A 16,088-nucleotide genomic window follows, 5' to 3' on the forward strand; every position below is an offset into this window, starting at 1 on the left:
AATCAAGGCGGAGCGAGGAGCCGTCGCGATAAAGACCCGTGCCTTTCGTAGCAAGTCCCCTCCCAACCCCTCCCCACAAGGGGGAGGGGCTTGCTGGGCGCAACGTCCTGCCCAAAGCTGCAACCTCTCAACTTACGACGTCGAGAGAATAGGGCAACCTCAGTGCCACGGGTTAGCCCCTCCCCCTTGTGGGGAGGGGTCTTTGAGCAGGATGAGGAGCGCTCCTTCTCCCCCACCACTCAAATCCCCTCACCCCGCCTTGCAATCCCCCCAATTCCACGAAACAACTCCCCCATGACCATCCCCAAGACGCACCCCTTCCCCTTCGACCCCACCTACGGCATGACGCTCGACACGCTGCGCGCCATCGTCCCGCCCGAGGCACCGCCAGGCTTCGACGCCTTCTGGCAGAAGCGGTACAAACGGGCGCTCACCATCGACCCGCGGCCGACGCTGAGGCAGAGCAGCCTCACCCACCCCGCCTGGCAGGTCCTCGACATCACCTACACCTCGACGGACAACATCACGATCGGCGGCTGGCTGCTCTTGCCGCGCGATGCGCCGGTGCGGCGCGGGCTGGTGGTCGGCCACGGCTATGGCGGCCGCGATGCGCCGGATTTCGACCTGCCGGTGGAACAGACCGCCATCCTCTTCCCCTGCGCGCGCGGCATGTCGCGGAGCGCCCAGGCGCCGATACCGCCGGAAGCGCCCGGCCATGTGCTCCACGATATCGATAGCCCCGACGACTACGTCATCGGCGGCTGCGTCGAGGATCTCTGGATCGCCGTCTCGACGCTGCAGGCGCTCTATCCATGGGTCGCAAACCGCATCGGCTATATCGGCGGCAGCTTCGGCGGCGGGCTGGGGGCGCTGGCGATCCCCTTCGACAGTCGCATCGATCGCGGCCACCTGATCGTTCCCACCTTCGGCGACCGTAAGCAGTGGCTCACGCTACCGACAGTCGGCAGCGCCGATTCCGTCCAGACCTACCAGAAGACCCATCCCGACGTGCTCGACCATCTGCGCCTGTTCGATGCCGCGACCGCAGCGACGCGCATCAAGGTGCCGATGCTGGTGGCCGCAGCCCTGTTCGATCCGGCTGTCGCCCCGCCCTGCCAGTTCGCCGTGGCCAACGCGGTGCCGCCGTCAAAATATAATGAAATCTTCATCCTCGACGCCGGACATTTCGACTATCCTGGAATGACGGAACAGAATTTTGCGCTGCGCGAAAAGCTGCGAGGTTTTTTGAAGCTTCATGAACCGGGAATATCTGCGCTGGCATAGCCCGCGCCTGCATCGCGAGATGGAGCTGTTGGTGTTCGGCCATGCCGGCGCCAAGGTCTTGATGTTTCCGACGCGCGATGGCCGTTTCTGGGAATATGAACGGATCGGCCTTGTCGCCAGCCTCGCCCACAAGCTCGAAGCCGGCCAGCTACAGCTCTATTGCATCGAGGGCCTGGCCACGGAGACCTTCTACGGCTTCGACCGCCATCCGGCCGACCGCATCCACCGCCACCAGGCCTTCGAGGACTATATTCTCCACGAAGTCCTGCCGCTGATGGCCGCAAGAAACGGGCACGACTGCACCATCGTGCATGGCTGCAGCCTCGGCGCCTTCCAGGCGGCGAGCCTCGTCTTCCGCCACCCGCATCTGTTCCGCAAGCTCGTCGCATTCTCAGGACGCTACGACCTGACGCTCAGCGTCGAAGCCTTCGGCGATCTCTTCGACGGATATTATGACAGCGCCGTCTATTTCCACACCCCAACGCATTTCCTGCCTGGGCTCCATCAAGGCTGGCAGCTGGACAAGCTGCGTGAAGTCGAAATCGTCATGACGATCGGCAATGCCGACCCCTTCCTCGACAACAACCACTATCTGAGCCGGCTTCTGTCGGACAAGCAGGTCGGCCACCAGCTGCATGTCTGGGACGGCCGCGCCCACCGCGCCAGCGCCTGGCGCAAGATGGCCGCCCTCTACATCTGAGCCACCGAACGCCTTAAGCCGGCCAATAACGCCAAAGTCAAAACTCGTGAATTGTCATTGCCTAGACCGTGGCTAAAGGCTTCGAACAGTCATTCCTAAAGAAAGGTCTTTCATGTTCGCTTCGATCCACGCCCTGCAGCCGGCTTTGCTCAGCCTGCTGCGCATCGTCTCCGCGCTCGTCCTCTTCAGCTATGGAACGCAGAAGATCCTGCATTTCCCCGCTGCCGAACGCGTGCCCGATGTCGGGTCGATGTCCTGGATTGCCGGCCTGCTTGAACTGACGCTCGGCTTCCTGGTGCTGATCGGCTTTCAGACCCGCGCCGCCGCCTTCGTCCTCTCCGGCCTGATGGCTTTCGCCTATTTCATCGGCCACGCCTCGCGCGGCTTCTTCCCCGCCCAAAACGGCGGCGTCGCCGCCATCCTCTTCTGCTTCGTCTTCCTCTACATCGTCGCCGCCGGCGCTGGTCCGTTCAGCGTCGATGCGATGATGAAGCGCAAGCGGGGTGTGGTTGCGGCTTGATTGGCTGAGAAACGGGCGGCGGAGCGAGGATACCCCCCTCTGCCCTGCCGGGCATCTCCCCCACAAGTGGGGAGATCGACTCGTGGTGAGGTTTCGCCAAGCAAAGAGCGTAGGGCGATCGGGTGCGCCCAGCCAATCTCCCCCCTTGTGGGGGAGATGTCCGGCAGGACAGAGGGGGGTGCCCCGCGGCACACCCCCTCCACCCAAGCCCAACCCGAAACTTACACCTTCACCCAAGCCCCATTGCGCTTCGACGACGCCACGCAGGCATCCACGAAGGCAACGCCCTTCACGCCGTCATCGACGGTCGGGTACACCACGGCCTTGTCGACCGCCTTACCCTTCTTGTGCGCGTTGATGGCGTGCGCGGCTTCCGTGTAGATCGTCGCGAACGCCTCGAGATAGCCTTCCGGGTGACCGGACGGGATGCGCGAGACGCGCGCTGCCGCTGCGCCGGAGCCGGCGCCGTTGCGGGTGATCAGGCGCTTCGGCTCGCCGAACGGCGTGAACCAGAGATAGTTCGGATCGGCCTGCACCCATTCCAGACCACCCTTGGTGCCGTAGACGCGGACCTTCAGGCCGTTCTCGTGGCCGGGGGCCACCTGGCTGCACCAGAGCATGCCCTTGGCCGGCTTTTCCGATCCCTTGGCCTTGAAGCGCAGCATCATATGCGCGTTGTCGTCGAGACGGCGGCCGGGCACGAAGCTGTCGAGATCGGCGGCAAGGCTGTCGAGCTCGAGGCCGGAGACGAAGGTGGCGAGGTTATAGGCATGCGTGCCGATATCGCCGGTGGAACCGCCCGCACCCGACTGCGCCGGGTCGGTGCGCCACACGGCCTGCTTGGCGCCCTGCTGCTCGACGGCTTCGGTCAGCCAGTCCTGCGGATATTCGGCCTGCACCAGGCGGATATCGCCGAGTTCGCCATTGGCGATCATCTCGCGCGCCTGGCGCACCATCGGATAGCCGGTGTAATTGTGCGTGAGGATGAACAGCGCACCGCTCTCGTCGGCCACCTTCTTCAGCTTCTTGGCGTCGGCGAGGTTCGAGGTCAGCGGCTTGTCGCAGATGACGTGGATGCCGCGGCGCAGGAACTCCTTGGCGGCGTCATAATGCACGTGGTTTGGCGTCACGATCGACACCGCCTCGATGCCGTTCTTCAGCTTCGCCTCGCGGATCGCCATCTCGCGATAGCTGGAATAGGTGCGGGTCGGATCGAGCCCGAGATCGGCGCCCGAGGCCATCGCCTTTTCCGGCGTCGACGACAGCGCGCCGGCGATCAGATCATACTGATCGTCGATGCGGGCAGCGATGCGGTGCACCGCGCCAATGAAAGCGCCGGCGCCACCGCCGACCATGCCAAGACGGATGCGCGGTTCGCGCGTCTGCTGCGTTGATGCTTCGATTGTCATTGGTTTCTCCAAAATTGTGTGTGTCTGGGTGCGCTCGATTTGAGGTTCTGCCGTGTGGCCCCCTCATCCGACCCTTCGGGCCACCTTCTCCCCGTGGGGGAGAAGGTGCCGGCAGGCGGATGAGGGGGCCACGCGGCACCACCTCTCCCACCTAGCCATAGCCAAACCCAGCTTAAATCCCCAACATGCGCCGATTGGCCGCCTGGTCCGTACCGCTGCCGGCGAAGTCGTCGAAGGCGTGTTCGGTGACGCGGATGATGTGCGACTTGACGAACTCGGCACCCTCGCGCGCGCCGTCCTCGGGATGCTTCAGCGCGCATTCCCATTCGACGACGGCCCAGCCATCGAAGTTGTTGGCCGTCATCTTCGAGAACACCGCGCCGAAATCGACCTGGCCGTCGCCGAGCGAGCGGAAGCGGCCGGCGCGTTCGACCCAGCCCTGGTAACCGCCATAGACGCCCTGGCGACCCGTCGGGTTAAACTCGGCATCCTTGACGTGGAACATCTTGATCCGGTCTTTGTAGATGTCGATGTTATCGAGGTAATCCAGGCACTGCAGCACGTAGTGCGAGGGGTCGTAGAGCATGTTGGCGCGTGGATGGTTCTTCACGCGCTCGAGGAACATCTCGAAGGTGACGCCGTCATGCAGGTCTTCGCCGGGATGGATTTCGTAGCAGATGTCGACGCCGTTTTCGTCGGCGTGATTGAGGATCGGCGTCCAGCGCTTGGCAAGCTCGTCGAAGGCGGTTTCGACAAGGCCGGCCGGTCGCTGCGGCCACGGATAGATGTAAGGCCAGGCAAGCGCGCCGGAGAAGGTCGCATGCGCCTTGATGCCGAAATGCTTGGAGGCGGTCAGCGCCATCTTCACCTGCTCGACGGCCCATTCCTGGCGCGCCTTCGGATTGCCGCGCACTTCGGGTGCCGCAAAGCCGTCGAAGGCTTCGTCATAGGCGGGATGCACGGCGACCAGCTGGCCCTGCAGGTGGGTGGAGAGCTCGGTGATCTCGACGCCGTTCTGGCGAGCTACACCGGCGAACTCGTCGCAATAATCCTTGGACGATGCAGCCTTCTTGAGGTCGATCAGCTGGCCCGCCCAGGTCGGAACCTGCACGCCCTTGTAGCCGATATCGGCGGCCCACTTGGTGATCGAATCCCACGAGTTGAAAGGTGCGGCATCGCCCGCGAACTGCCCGAGGAACAAGCCTGGGCCCTTGATCGTTTTCATGTCAATTCCTCCCTAAAAGATGACCGTAAACGTTTCTGGTTCAGTTTTAACACTCGATTGACACTCTGCAAGCCGATTTCGGCGAGAATGCAAATCGATCATGATCAACATAATTTCGCGGTGGGGACTAAACCATGTCGGGCACCTACCCGCAAGACGTACGTACCGCATTTCTTGGCGCTTACGTCGTGAGAGGCCGTGCCACGGCGCATCTTTGTAGACTTCCCGCCACCGCGTGCTACTCTTGGTCGACCAGGAGGGTGGTCCATGACGAGGCGGCTGGCGGCAATCTTGGATGCGGATGTTGTCGGCTTCTCCCGGCTGATGGGCCTCGACGAAGCGGGAACCTTCGCGGCGCTGAAACGCCACAACACCGAGACCATCGTCCCCACCATCACCAGGCATCGCGGACATGTTGTGAAATTCGTCGGAGACGGCACGCTGGCCGAGTTTTCCAGCGTGGTCGACGCGTTGCGCTGCGCGATGGAGATCCAGCAGGCCATTCTCGCCGACAATCACGATGTCGTGCCCGACCGCCGGATGATCTGGCGGATAGGCATCCATGTCGGCGACGTCCTTAACGAGGATGGCGATATTTTCGGAGAGAGCGTCAACATCGCCGCGCGGCTGCAGGCGCTGGCGCCGGCCGGTGGCATCTGCCTCTCCCAGCAGGTGCGCGACCAGATCGGCACGGCGCTCGATTTCGAGGCCACCGACTTCGGCAATCGCAAGCTGAAGAACATCGAGCACCCCGTCAGGGTGTGGCGCTGGTTTCCGCCGGGCGGCCAGACGGACGGCCAGACGGACGGCCCCGACGAGGATACTCCGGACCGGGCGATGCCAAGCCAGTCGCCTCAGCGCAAGCGCCCGTCGATCGCCGTGCTTCCTTTTACGAACATGTCGAGCATAGAGGGGCAGGAGCACTTCTCCGACGGCTTCACCGACGAACTGATCGCGACCCTGGCGCGCTGTCGCTGGCTGCTGGTCGCCGCCCGCAATTCCTCCTTCAGCTTCAAGGGTCGCGCCGTCGATGCCCGCCGCGTTGCCGAGGATCTCGGCGTCAAATACGTGCTCGAAGGCAGCGTCCGCCGCTCCGACACCCGCATCCGCATCACCGCGCAGCTCTTGGATGGAAGCGAGGGCACGCTGCTCTGGGCCGAACGCTATGACCGTATGCTGGCCGATATCTTCGACCTCCAGGACGAGATCGCCTCCGAGATCACCGGAACCATCGAGCCCGAACTGAGCGCCATCGAATTCGCGGCGCTGCGCGGCCGCTCGATCGTCGACATGACCGCCTGGGAAATCTATCTGAAGGGGCTCTGGCATCTCTACCGCTTCACCATCGACGAGTTGAACACGGCCAAACAGCTGTTCGAGCAGGCAATCGCCATCGATCCGAGCTTCGCGCAGGCGCAGGCGCGGCTGGCTTACGTCCACATCCAGCTCGGCTGGTACGGCTCGCTGGAAGAGCGTTCCGGGCGCATATGCGAGGCGATCGAGCTTGCCGAACGCGCGATCACGCTCGATCAGAAGGAGCCCGCGGCCCATCTGGCACTCGGCCGCGCGCTTGCGCTCGACGGCGCCACGGAAGCCGGGATCGCCCATCTTCGCCATGCGGTGAAACTGGACCACAGCTTTGCCCAGGCGCACTTCGCGCTCGGCCAGGCGCTCTGCTACGCCGACCGACCGCAGGAGGGCATGCCCGAATTCAGCGAAGCCTTTCGTCTCAGCCCGCGCGACCCGCATCTCTGGACCTTTCACAGCATGATGGCGTTCGCGAACTACCAGATGGACAAACTCGATGAGGCGGCCGACGCCGCCCGCGCATCGATGCGCTCGCCGAACGTCACCTTCTGGCCGGCGATGGCGCTGGTGGCGATCCAGGGACGGCAGGGCAAGATCGAGGAGGCGCGCCGAACGATCGCCGAGCTCTACAATTTTCGACCAGGCATGACGCTCAACGATGCCAGGCGTGAATTCTACTTCGGCCTCAAGCCCGCGATGAGCGAAACCTTCATCGAGCGTTTTGTCGGCGACCTCGCCAAGGCAGGCTTGCCGCCAGAATAGAGGCGCCCGCCCTTTCGAGCGGGCGCCTCATGTTCACAAGGATCAGAACGGCGAATCCGGGAAGTAGAAGTCCTTGGCGTTGTCCTTCGTCACCAGCGTGGCGTCGAGGATGTAGGTGCCGCGAACCGGGACCTGGTCGTAGAGCGACGCGGCCGTCAGTTCCATGGCGGTGCCAACCATTGCCGGCGGATAGAGAACGTCGACCGGGATCAGCTTATCGCCGTCCATGACCTTCTTGACCATGTCCTTGGAACCGGCGCCGGCCACGACATACTGGATGTCAGTGCGCTTGGCCTGCTCGATCGCCTGCAGCACGCCGACGGCCATGTCGTCGTCCTGGCACCAGACCACGTCGATCTTCGGGTACTTGGTGAGATAGTCCTGCATCACCTTGAAGGCGTCGTCGCGGTTCCAGTTGCCGAACTGGCGATCGAGAACCTTGACGTTGGAGCCGGCGATGCCCTTGTCGAAGCCGTCCTGGCGCTGCTGGTCGATCGGGATCGGCAGGCCGCGGATGACGACGACCTGTGCGTCCGGCGTGGTTTCCTTGATGTACTTGCCGGCGACTTCGCCCAGCGCCGGGTTGTTGCCGGCGATGTAGATGTCACGCACGCTGTCGTCGTTGGTGCTCGGCGCGCGGTCGACCAGCGCCACGAAGGTGCCCTTGTCCTTGACTTCCTTGATGGCGTTGACGAGCGGATCCGGATCGGACGGCAGGATGACCAGCGCGTCCATGCCCTGCGTTGCCAGATCCTGCACGGCGTTTGCCTGGCTTGCGGCATCCGGCGAGGTCTTGACGATGACGGTGAGGTCAGGGTGCTCGGCCATCAGAAGCTTGGCGACGCGCTCGGCATGGAACACCACGCCGGAGGTCCAGCCGTGGTCGGCCGCCGGGATCGATACGCCGATGGTCTTCTTGTCTGCCGAGTGAGCGACGCCGGCGAGCAGCGCCGCCGTCACGACCGCCAAACTGAATAGTGTCTTACGCATGTCTGTTTTCCTCCCATTAAACCCCAGGGCTTGCGAACCTTGAGACCGGGCGCCCCGCCGACCCGGCCAATCCCTTGCTACCTGCGCGCCAGCGACCGCTGCACGAGCATGGCGATGATGATGATCGAGCCCTGGATGGCGCCGATCAGATATTCCGAGATGAAGTTCGAGAGCAGCATGATGTTGCCGACGAGCTCGAGAATGAAGGCGCCGCAGATCGTGCCCCAGACGCGCCCTGCCCCGCCCTTCAGCGCCGTGCCGCCGACGACGACGGCGGTGATCGCCTGCAGTTCCCAAAGAATGCCCGTTGTCGCCGATGTCGAGCCGAGACGCGGCACGTAGAGCAGCACGGCGATCGCCACGCAGAGCCCTTGGATGACGAAGGCGATGGTGCGCACCTTGTTGACGGCGATGCCGGAATAGCGCGCCACGTCGCGGTTCGAGCCGACGGCCGTGACATGGCGGCCATAGCGCGTGCGGTAGAGAATGAAGGCGGCGACCGCGGTGACCGCGAGGATGACGATGATCGGCACCGGCACACCGGCGATCGAGCCGAAATAGACGGGGCGATAAAGTGACTGCTGCTCGGCCGAGCGCAGCGTGATCGCGCCGCCCTGTGAGAGCCAAGTCGTCAGGCCGCGATAGATGCCCATGGTGCCGAGCGTGGCGATGAACGGCTCGATCTTGCCCACGGTGGTGATCAACCCGTTCGCCAGACCGCAAAGCGCGCCGGCAACGATGGTGAAGACGACGGCAACCGCCAGCATCAAGGCCGGATCGGCAATAAGGCCGGAATTCATCAACAGGATCATCAGGCTGGCAACGAAGGCGACCATCGATCCCACCGAGAGATCGAGATCCCCCGACGAAATGACGAAGGTGGCGCCGACGGCGATGATGGCGATGAAGGCGCTGCGGGTCGCGACATTGGCGAGGTTGGTGATGCCGATGAAATTCGGATTGACCAGCGCGCCGACGACAAGCAGCAACGCAAGCGCCGCGAACGGCGCGACCGCCCTGAGATCGATATCCCGCCAGGAGCGCCGTCTGATCTGACTGGTCTCGTCGTTCGCACTCATATCCAAAGCCATCCTCCCGTCATGCCTGCAGGCATTTTGTCTCTTGGTCCGCCGCGTCGGCGATTATCTCTCGCGACCGCCTCAGGCGGCCTTCTTCTTCAGGCCCGCCGCATAGCGCATGATCTCCTGCTCGGAGATCTCGTCGCCCTCGAGCACGCCGACGATCCGCCCCTCGCGCATGACGGCTACCCGGGTGCAGAGCCCGATCACCTCGGGCATCTCCGAGGAGACGACGATGATCGAGCGCCCGTCGCGCGCCAGCGCCGAGATGAAATGATAGATCTGCTGCTTGGTGCCGACATCGATGCCGCGCGTCGGCTCGTCGATGATGATGATCTCGGGATCGGTCTCCATGACCTTGGCGAGCAGCAGCTTCTGCTGATTGCCGCCCGACATGCGCCCGGCCACGATATTGGCGTCGCGCACGCGGATATCGAAGCGTCGCCGCGCCTTCGCCAGCGCCGCAGCCTCGCTGCTCGGGCTGAGATAGCCGTGCCGAGAATGCTGGCCCAGCGATTGCAGCGTCAGGTTCGCCAGCATGTTGGAGCCGAGCAGCAGGCCCTTGTGCTTGCGATCCTTGGTCATGTAGGCGAGCCCGGCGCGATTGGCCGCATGCACATCGCCCGAGGCAACACTCTCGCCACGGATGACCACCTCGCCGGCGGTACGGCCGCGCAGGCCGGCGATTGCCTCCATCAGCTCCGTGCGGCCGGAGCCGATCATGCCGGAAAAGCCGATGATCTCGCCCTTGCGCACCTCGAAGCTGGCATCCTGCACATAGCCCGTCGAGATACCCTCGACCTTCAACACGATCTCCTCGTCGACATCGGGCTCGTTCTTGGTCGGGTAGAGGCTGGAAAGTTCGCGCCCGACCATCAGCTGCGCGATCGATTCACCGTCGAGCATCGCCGTCGGCGCCGTCTTCACCCACTGCCCGTCGCGCAGCACCGTGACACGGTCGGTCAGCTCCATGACCTCGTCGAGCTTGTGCGAGACGAAGACGAAGCTGGTGCCCTTGTCGCGCAGCTTGCGCACCTGCTTGAACAGGAAATTGGTTTCCTCGCGTGACAGCACCGCCGTCGGCTCGTCCATGAACACCACGCGCGCATCGCGGCTGATCGCCTTGGCGATCTCCACCATCTGCTTGTCGGCGATCGAAAGCGTGCTGATCAATGCGTTCTCGTCGACATGCGAGCCAAGCAGATCGAGCGCCTTGCGGGTTTCCGCGCGCATGAACTTGCGATCAAGCACGCCGAAGCGCGTGACTTCGCGGCCGAGAAACAGGCTTTCGGCGACCGTCAGATGGTCCGCGAGATTGAATTCCTGGTGGATGATGACGATGCCAAGCGCCTCGGCGGCGCCATTCGGCGGCAGCACGATCGGCTGGCCATCGAGTATGATTTCGCCCGAGGTCGGCTGCTCGAAGCCGGACATCACCTTGACGAGGGTCGACTTTCCCGCGCCGTTTTCGCCCATCAGCGCATGGATTTCACCGGCGCGAAGCTCGAAATTGACACTGAAGAGGACCTGCACCCCATTGAAGGATTTGCATATGCGTCGGGCCGACAACACCACCGGCGCAGCCTCGACAGTCTCCAAACTCATGATGCCCTCCCCTGCGGGCTCCCACCCGCTTGACCCTTGTGTAAACCTTTACATGTGCGATGTAAAGGTTTACATCATCGTATCACGAAGTTCTCTTGGCTTCGCCCTTTGACGTATCCTTCAGTCTGTGTAGTGTCGCCGCGAATTGAGCCCCAAGGCAGAACGCAGTGTCGAATTCCACGCCAGCAACCATCGAGGATGTCGCCCGGATCGCCGAGGTTTCGATCGCGACCGTGTCGCGAGCGATCCATACGCCGGAGAAGGTCGCCAACTCGACGCGGCTGAAGGTCAACCAGGCGATCGCGATCACGGGATACACAACGAACGCCATGGCCCGCAGCCTGCGTCTCGGCCGTTCCAACATGATCCTGGTCGTGGCTCCCGACATCGGCGACCCCAACTTTTCCAACATTCTGATCGGCCTGGAGAACGAGGCCCGCGCCCATGGCTACGGCATTCTCATCGGCCATACGCAGAATGACGCCCAGCGCGGCCTCGAATATCTCAAATTTCTAAATTCAAACCAAGCCGCCGGATTGATTCTCTTCACCGGCATCCTGCCCTTCGGCCACCAGACGATGACGGCACGGCTCCCGCCCAGCGTCGGCGTCTTCGAGCCGGTCTTCAACGGCGGCATTCCCTATGTCGGCGTCGACGATATCGAGGGCGCGCGCAAGGCGGTCGACCTGCTGCTCGCAGAAGGCCACCGCAGAATAGCCTTCATCGGCGACAGCAAGACGAGGCTTGCCTATTCCAGGCGCCGCCAGGGCTATGATGAGGGGCTGGACGCGGCCGGCGTCGCGAAAAGCCAGCGCATCATTCTCGAAGGCGACGGCACGCTCGAAAGCGGCCGCCACGCCGTTGAGCAACTCTTCATGCGTGACACGCTGCCGACCGCCTTCATGTGCGTCAACGACCAGACGGCGATCGGCGTGATGATCGGCCTCAACGCCCGCGGCTACGACATCCCCCGCGACTTTTCCGTCACCGGCTTCGATGACGTCCCCCAGGCCGTCTTCATGTCGCCGCCGCTGACGACGGTGCGCCAGCCGCGCACCGCGATCGGCAAGCAGGCCATGGCCCTGCTGCTGGAATTCCTGGGCGACGGCCAGCCCGCCGAGACCGAGATCCTGCTGCGGCCGGATCTCGTCGTCCGCAACTCGGTGTCGGTGCCGTCGAAGGGCTGGGAAAAGAGGTAGAACGCCGGGGCGAGCCGATTACGCTGGAATCTGGGGCTCTCTTTTCGACACGGCACCGGTGCGAACCAGTAGCATCAACAGCAAATAGATGCCGATGACACCCTGGCCGACAAGCGGAAACACCTTGAGAAGAGGATACACGGCGTTGCCGACAAGATAGGTCACGACCAACGCCGCGTTCCACGATGCTATGCCGATATCCATCATGCGCCTCAGCGTCAGGAACACCGCATAGAGCAGAAACGCCAAGGCGACCGCGATCGTCACATAGAAGATGATCTCGTCACGCGTCGGATAGAGGTATTCCGCCAGGCGAAGCGCGCCGAGAACGGCTGCGCCCGTCAGCAGAAGTCCGATTTGTCCGGCGAGGTATGGCAGTCTCTTCAGCGGAGACATGGCCAGGTAAATTGCTTTAAAATTCATGGATTCAATTTCAGGCTTTATGATCTGAGCATCGACAACGGTCGCATAGCCCATCTCTGCAACCCGCTGTCCACGAACAGCAGCCCTTAGTGGCTCATTTGCTTGAAAACAACTTAAGCGGATGTTCAGATTCGCATTTAAGGCACCGATGCGACCAGATACCGCAGAGCTGTCGGCGTCACCTGATCCGAACGGAAAAGGCCGGGAGGCTTGCACTTCCCGGCCTTAGGCCAGTATGGGGCGCAATGTCAGTTACGGCGCATAGCGCGTAAAGACATAGTCGTGATTGTTCACGCGCGCCTCGTGACAGGCAAAACAGGTCTCGTGTTGAGCCTGGTCGGCTGGAACGCCATTGATGAACCGGCCAAATCCCCAGCCGCCGGAGGCTGCGTACTTCTTCGCATCCTTGACCATGACCTGCACCGTCGTTGCCTCACCGGGGACGGAGGCGGGCGCGAACTCGGCCGATGGTGTCCGCTTCCACGCGAGCTTGACGAGCACGCTGCCATCAGGAAACGGAAGCGTACCATCGCGATAGGCCTTGACGGCAATGTCGTTGCCGACAACCACGCGCAGCTCGTTCAACGGCGCATCCTCGAGTGCCCGGCGCGATCAACTCCCACTGCCGGTAGCCGTCAGGAAGGGAGACACCGTAGATCGGCGAGACAGGCTTGGCGGCGGGTGTCTCGCCGGCGAGCGAGCCGATCGCGAACACGGTGGCGCCGACAGCGGTGGCGGCGGCAAGCAGCATGATTTTCCCTGTCATGGCAACCACTCACGCAAGTCTATCGGCATCGATGATCGCCTGGGCGAAGGCCGCCGGCGCCTCTTGCGGCAGATTGTGCCCGATGCCGCCGGCAATCGTCCGATGCTCGTACTTGCCGGTGAATTTCTTGGCGTAGGAGGCAGGATCCGGATGCGGCGCGCCATTGGCATCGCCTTCCATGGTGATCGTCGGCACGCCGATATCGGGCAGCTTCGCGAGCTTGCGCTCCAGCGCATCGTATTTCTTCTCACCCTTGGCGAGATCGAGCCGCCAGCGATAATTGTGAATGGTGATCGCGACATGATCCGGATTTTCGAAGGCTTTCGCCGTGCGATCGAAGGTGGCGTCGTCGAAGTGCCATTGCGGCGAGGCGAGCGTCCAGATGAGCTTGGCGAAATCATGCCTGTTGGCATCGTAGCCCGCACGTCCGCGTTCGGTGGCGAAATAGAACTGATACCACCAGGAGAGTTCGGCCTTCGGCGGCAGCGGCTTCTCGTTGATCGCCTGGCTGCCGATCAGGTAGCCGCTGACTGACACCATGGCCTTGCAGCGCTCCGGCCAGAGCGCCGCCATGATATTCGCCGTCCGCCCGCCCCAGTCATACCCGCCGATAACCGCGCGCTCGATCTTCAGCGCATTCATGAAGTCGATCATGTCGACGGCGATCGCCGCCTGCTGTCCGTTGCGCGGTGTCTTCGAAGACAGGAACCGCGTCGTCCCGTATCCCCGTAGATAGGGAATGAGCACGCGATAACCGGCATCGGCAAGAACTGGCGCGACATCGACAAAGCTATAGATGTCGTAGGGCCAGCCATGCAGCAGCAACACGGCGGGTCCATCGGCCGGGCCAAGCTCCGCGTAGCCGATATCGAGCACCCCGGTCTTGACCTGCTTCAGCGCCGGGAAGGACGTATGCGTGCCGGACTTGACCGACGCAAGCGCGCTACTTCCCGCTCCTGCCGTCTGCGCGCGGACAGTGCCAGCAATGCCGACAGCGGCGGCAGCGAAGGCCGCGGCGCCAAGGAAAAGACGGCGTTGGTGATTGGTATCATCGGACATGGGGGCCTCTCGATTGTCGGTTGCAGGAGAGCGCGAATGCTCAGCTTGAGAGCTAGCGCGAGCCCCAACGGACCGACAGGCAACCGAGGTATGAAATGGCCTATATGTTGGTATAGAGCGCGGACACGGCCATGCGCGGCAAGGATAGGCTCACCCCTTTTCCGCGCGCCTGGCGGCAAGATCGTCGAGCGCATCCGCATTGGCCCGCCCCCAGCCGTAGAGCAGTTCGATCGGCTCCACGAACCGCTTGCCAAGCGGCGTCAGCGTGTAATCCACGGCGGGCGGCACCGTTCCATAGACCCTACGCGTCACCAGCCCGTCCGCCTCCATGTCGCGCAGCGTCTGCGTCAACATCTTCTTCGATATGCCGGGAAGGCTTCGCTGCAGCACGCCGGTGCGCGCGCAGCCGTCGAGCCGCGTGTCCAGCACATGCAGGATCATGCTCGTCCACTTGCTGGAAAAGATCTCCAAAACGCGGCGCGGCGCGCAATCCTCGCGCCATTCGTGATCGGGTGAGCCGGCTCGCATGTGGTTACCTCAGGGTGTCTATGTCTCGAATGGGTGCCTTCTAGCGACAAACGATCGAAATGGCTACATGCGGAAAAACAGCCCGATAGACGTCCAGAAAAACATCAGGAGACAGGCATTTGAACAAGGCATTGATCGCAGGCGCAAGCGGCATCGTCGGCAGCGCAACGGCGGAACTTCTGAGCGGCAAGGGCTGGCAGGTCTTCGGCCTCGCCCGCAAGCCGCAACAGGCGCCCGGCGTCCAGCCGCTTGCCGCCGACCTGCTCGATCCCGCGTCGCTCAAATCGGCGCTTGCCGATGTCGCCCCCACGCACATCGTCATCTCCACCTGGCTGCGGCAGCCGACGGAAGCGGAGAACATCGGCGTGAACTCGACCATGGTCCGCAATCTGCTCGATGCTGTCAGGCCGTCGGGAACCGTGCGCCACGTCGCGCTCGTCACCGGCCTCAAGCACTATCTCGGCCCCTTCGAAGCCTATGGCAAGGGCAGCCTGCCGCAGACGCCGTTCCGCGAAGAGCAGGGCCGTCTCGACATCGACAACTTCTATTACTCTCAGGAAGACGAGGTCTTCGCGGCGGCCGCCCGCGACGGCTTCACCTGGAGCGTCCACCGTCCGCACACCATCGTCGGCAAGGCGGTGGGTAACGCCATGAACATGGGCACCACGCTCGCCGTCTATGCCAGCATCTGCAAGGAAACCGGCCGCCCCTTCCGCTTCCCCGGCGTTGCAGCGCAGTGGGACAGCCTCACCGACATGACCGACGCACGCCTACTCGCCCGCCACATCGAATGGGCATCGACGACACCTGCCGCCGCCAACCACGGCTTCAACGTCGTCAACGGCGACGTCTTCCGCTGGAGCTGGATGTGGGGTCGGATCGCCGAGTGGTTCGGCATCGAACCCGCTGCCTTCGACGGCGTGGTCCGTCCGCTCGAACAACAGATGGCCGACGATGCCGACCTCTGGCGCGAGATCGCCAGGCGCCACGGCCTCGCCGAGCCTGATCTCAACCGCCTGTCCTCGCCCTGGCACACCGACGCCGACCTCGGCCGGCCGATCGAGGTGGTCACCGACATGTCGAAAAGCCGCCGCATGGGCTTCCTCGACTATCAGCCCACCGACGACGCGTTTTTCGACCTGTTCAAGCAACTGCGGGCGGACCGGTTGATTCCGTAAGCCCCGCCTTCGCCAAACGCGGATCATTGACGGATTGTAGTTTTAAAACTACA

General features: G+C 63.2%; 14 protein-coding genes and 1 pseudogene. 6 read left to right on the forward strand and 9 right to left on the reverse strand.

Annotation, left to right across the window (positions count from 1 at the left end; all coding sequences use genetic code 11):
- Positions 1 to 294: 294 nt before the first annotated feature.
- The 3 genes from ACVTFQ_RS15125 (at position 295) to ACVTFQ_RS15135 (ending at position 2,504) form a co-directional block, all read left to right on the forward strand.
- Complete coding sequence (locus tag ACVTFQ_RS15125; RefSeq protein WP_111564914.1) at positions 295 to 1,284, forward strand: acetylxylan esterase; 990 nt, start codon at positions 295 to 297, stop codon at positions 1,282 to 1,284.
- Positions 1,256 to 1,984, forward strand: a complete 729-nt coding sequence (locus ACVTFQ_RS15130; RefSeq protein ID WP_112437464.1) for an esterase family protein — start codon at positions 1,256 to 1,258, stop codon at positions 1,982 to 1,984. Before ACVTFQ_RS15125 ends, ACVTFQ_RS15130 begins: the two co-directional genes overlap by 29 nt.
- 112 nt (positions 1,985 to 2,096) lie before the next feature.
- Entirely contained in the window at positions 2,097 to 2,504 is a 408-nt protein-coding gene (locus ACVTFQ_RS15135; protein ID WP_111564916.1) for a DoxX family protein, read from the forward strand.
- 221 nt (positions 2,505 to 2,725) lie between these two features.
- Here the strand turns inward: ACVTFQ_RS15135 and ACVTFQ_RS15140 are convergent, their stop codons facing one another.
- Together ACVTFQ_RS15140 and ACVTFQ_RS15145 are read right to left on the reverse strand one after the other, a co-directional pair.
- Positions 2,726 to 3,913: a Gfo/Idh/MocA family protein gene (locus ACVTFQ_RS15140; protein WP_111564917.1), complete on the reverse strand. Its 1,188-nt coding sequence runs from the start codon at positions 3,911 to 3,913 to the stop codon at positions 2,726 to 2,728.
- Between the two features lie 172 nt (positions 3,914 to 4,085).
- Entirely contained in the window at positions 4,086 to 5,138 is a 1,053-nt protein-coding gene (locus tag ACVTFQ_RS15145; protein WP_112437354.1) for a sugar phosphate isomerase/epimerase family protein, read from the reverse strand.
- Between the two features lie 267 nt (positions 5,139 to 5,405).
- Here ACVTFQ_RS15145 and ACVTFQ_RS15150 point away from each other — a divergent pair, with 267 nt between their 5' ends.
- On the forward strand, positions 5,406 to 7,208 hold the full coding sequence (locus ACVTFQ_RS15150; RefSeq protein WP_111564919.1) for an adenylate/guanylate cyclase domain-containing protein: 1,803 nt from the start codon (positions 5,406 to 5,408) through the stop codon (positions 7,206 to 7,208).
- A gap of 42 nt (positions 7,209 to 7,250) precedes the next feature.
- Here the strand turns inward: ACVTFQ_RS15150 and ACVTFQ_RS15155 are convergent, their stop codons facing one another.
- From ACVTFQ_RS15155 to ACVTFQ_RS15165, 3 genes are all read right to left on the reverse strand, one after another.
- Positions 7,251 to 8,198 carry a substrate-binding domain-containing protein gene (locus ACVTFQ_RS15155; protein WP_018901968.1) on the reverse strand — a complete coding sequence of 316 codons (948 nt, stop codon included), beginning with the start codon at positions 8,196 to 8,198 and terminating at the stop codon, positions 7,251 to 7,253.
- Between the two features lie 77 nt (positions 8,199 to 8,275).
- Positions 8,276 to 9,277 carry an ABC transporter permease gene (locus tag ACVTFQ_RS15160; RefSeq protein ID WP_018901969.1) on the reverse strand — a complete coding sequence of 334 codons (1,002 nt, stop codon included), beginning with the start codon at positions 9,275 to 9,277 and terminating at the stop codon, positions 8,276 to 8,278.
- 81 nt (positions 9,278 to 9,358) lie between these two features.
- On the reverse strand, positions 9,359 to 10,882 hold the full coding sequence (locus ACVTFQ_RS15165) for a sugar ABC transporter ATP-binding protein (protein ID WP_111564920.1): 1,524 nt from the start codon (positions 10,880 to 10,882) through the stop codon (positions 9,359 to 9,361).
- Positions 10,883 to 11,049: 167 nt separating this feature from the next.
- On the opposite strand from ACVTFQ_RS15165, the gene ACVTFQ_RS15170 reads away from it, so the two are divergent.
- Entirely contained in the window at positions 11,050 to 12,081 is a 1,032-nt protein-coding gene (locus ACVTFQ_RS15170) for a LacI family DNA-binding transcriptional regulator (RefSeq protein ID WP_047509703.1), read from the forward strand.
- Positions 12,082 to 12,099: 18 nt separating this feature from the next.
- Here ACVTFQ_RS15170 and ACVTFQ_RS15175 read toward each other — a convergent pair whose 3' ends face one another.
- The 4 genes and pseudogenes from ACVTFQ_RS15175 to ACVTFQ_RS15190 all read right to left on the reverse strand — a co-directional run bounded on the left by ACVTFQ_RS15175 (position 12,100) and on the right by ACVTFQ_RS15190 (position 14,857).
- Positions 12,100 to 12,558 carry a hypothetical protein gene (locus ACVTFQ_RS15175; protein WP_111564921.1) on the reverse strand — a complete coding sequence of 153 codons (459 nt, stop codon included), beginning with the start codon at positions 12,556 to 12,558 and terminating at the stop codon, positions 12,100 to 12,102.
- 198 nt (positions 12,559 to 12,756) lie between these two features.
- Positions 12,757 to 13,255: pseudogene (locus ACVTFQ_RS15180) on the reverse strand (cytochrome P460 family protein).
- 24 nt (positions 13,256 to 13,279) lie between these two features.
- On the reverse strand, positions 13,280 to 14,329 hold the full coding sequence (locus ACVTFQ_RS15185; RefSeq protein ID WP_111564923.1) for an alpha/beta fold hydrolase: 1,050 nt from the start codon (positions 14,327 to 14,329) through the stop codon (positions 13,280 to 13,282).
- Positions 14,330 to 14,479: 150 nt separating this feature from the next.
- Positions 14,480 to 14,857 carry a winged helix-turn-helix transcriptional regulator gene (locus tag ACVTFQ_RS15190; RefSeq protein ID WP_111564924.1) on the reverse strand — a complete coding sequence of 126 codons (378 nt, stop codon included), beginning with the start codon at positions 14,855 to 14,857 and terminating at the stop codon, positions 14,480 to 14,482.
- 119 nt (positions 14,858 to 14,976) lie between these two features.
- On the opposite strand from ACVTFQ_RS15190, the gene ACVTFQ_RS15195 reads away from it, so the two are divergent.
- Complete coding sequence (locus ACVTFQ_RS15195) at positions 14,977 to 16,035, forward strand: SDR family oxidoreductase (protein WP_111564925.1); 1,059 nt, start codon at positions 14,977 to 14,979, stop codon at positions 16,033 to 16,035.
- Positions 16,036 to 16,088: the final 53 nt, after the last annotated feature.

The sequence above is a fragment of the Rhizobium sp. O111 genome (genome assembly GCF_055616315.1).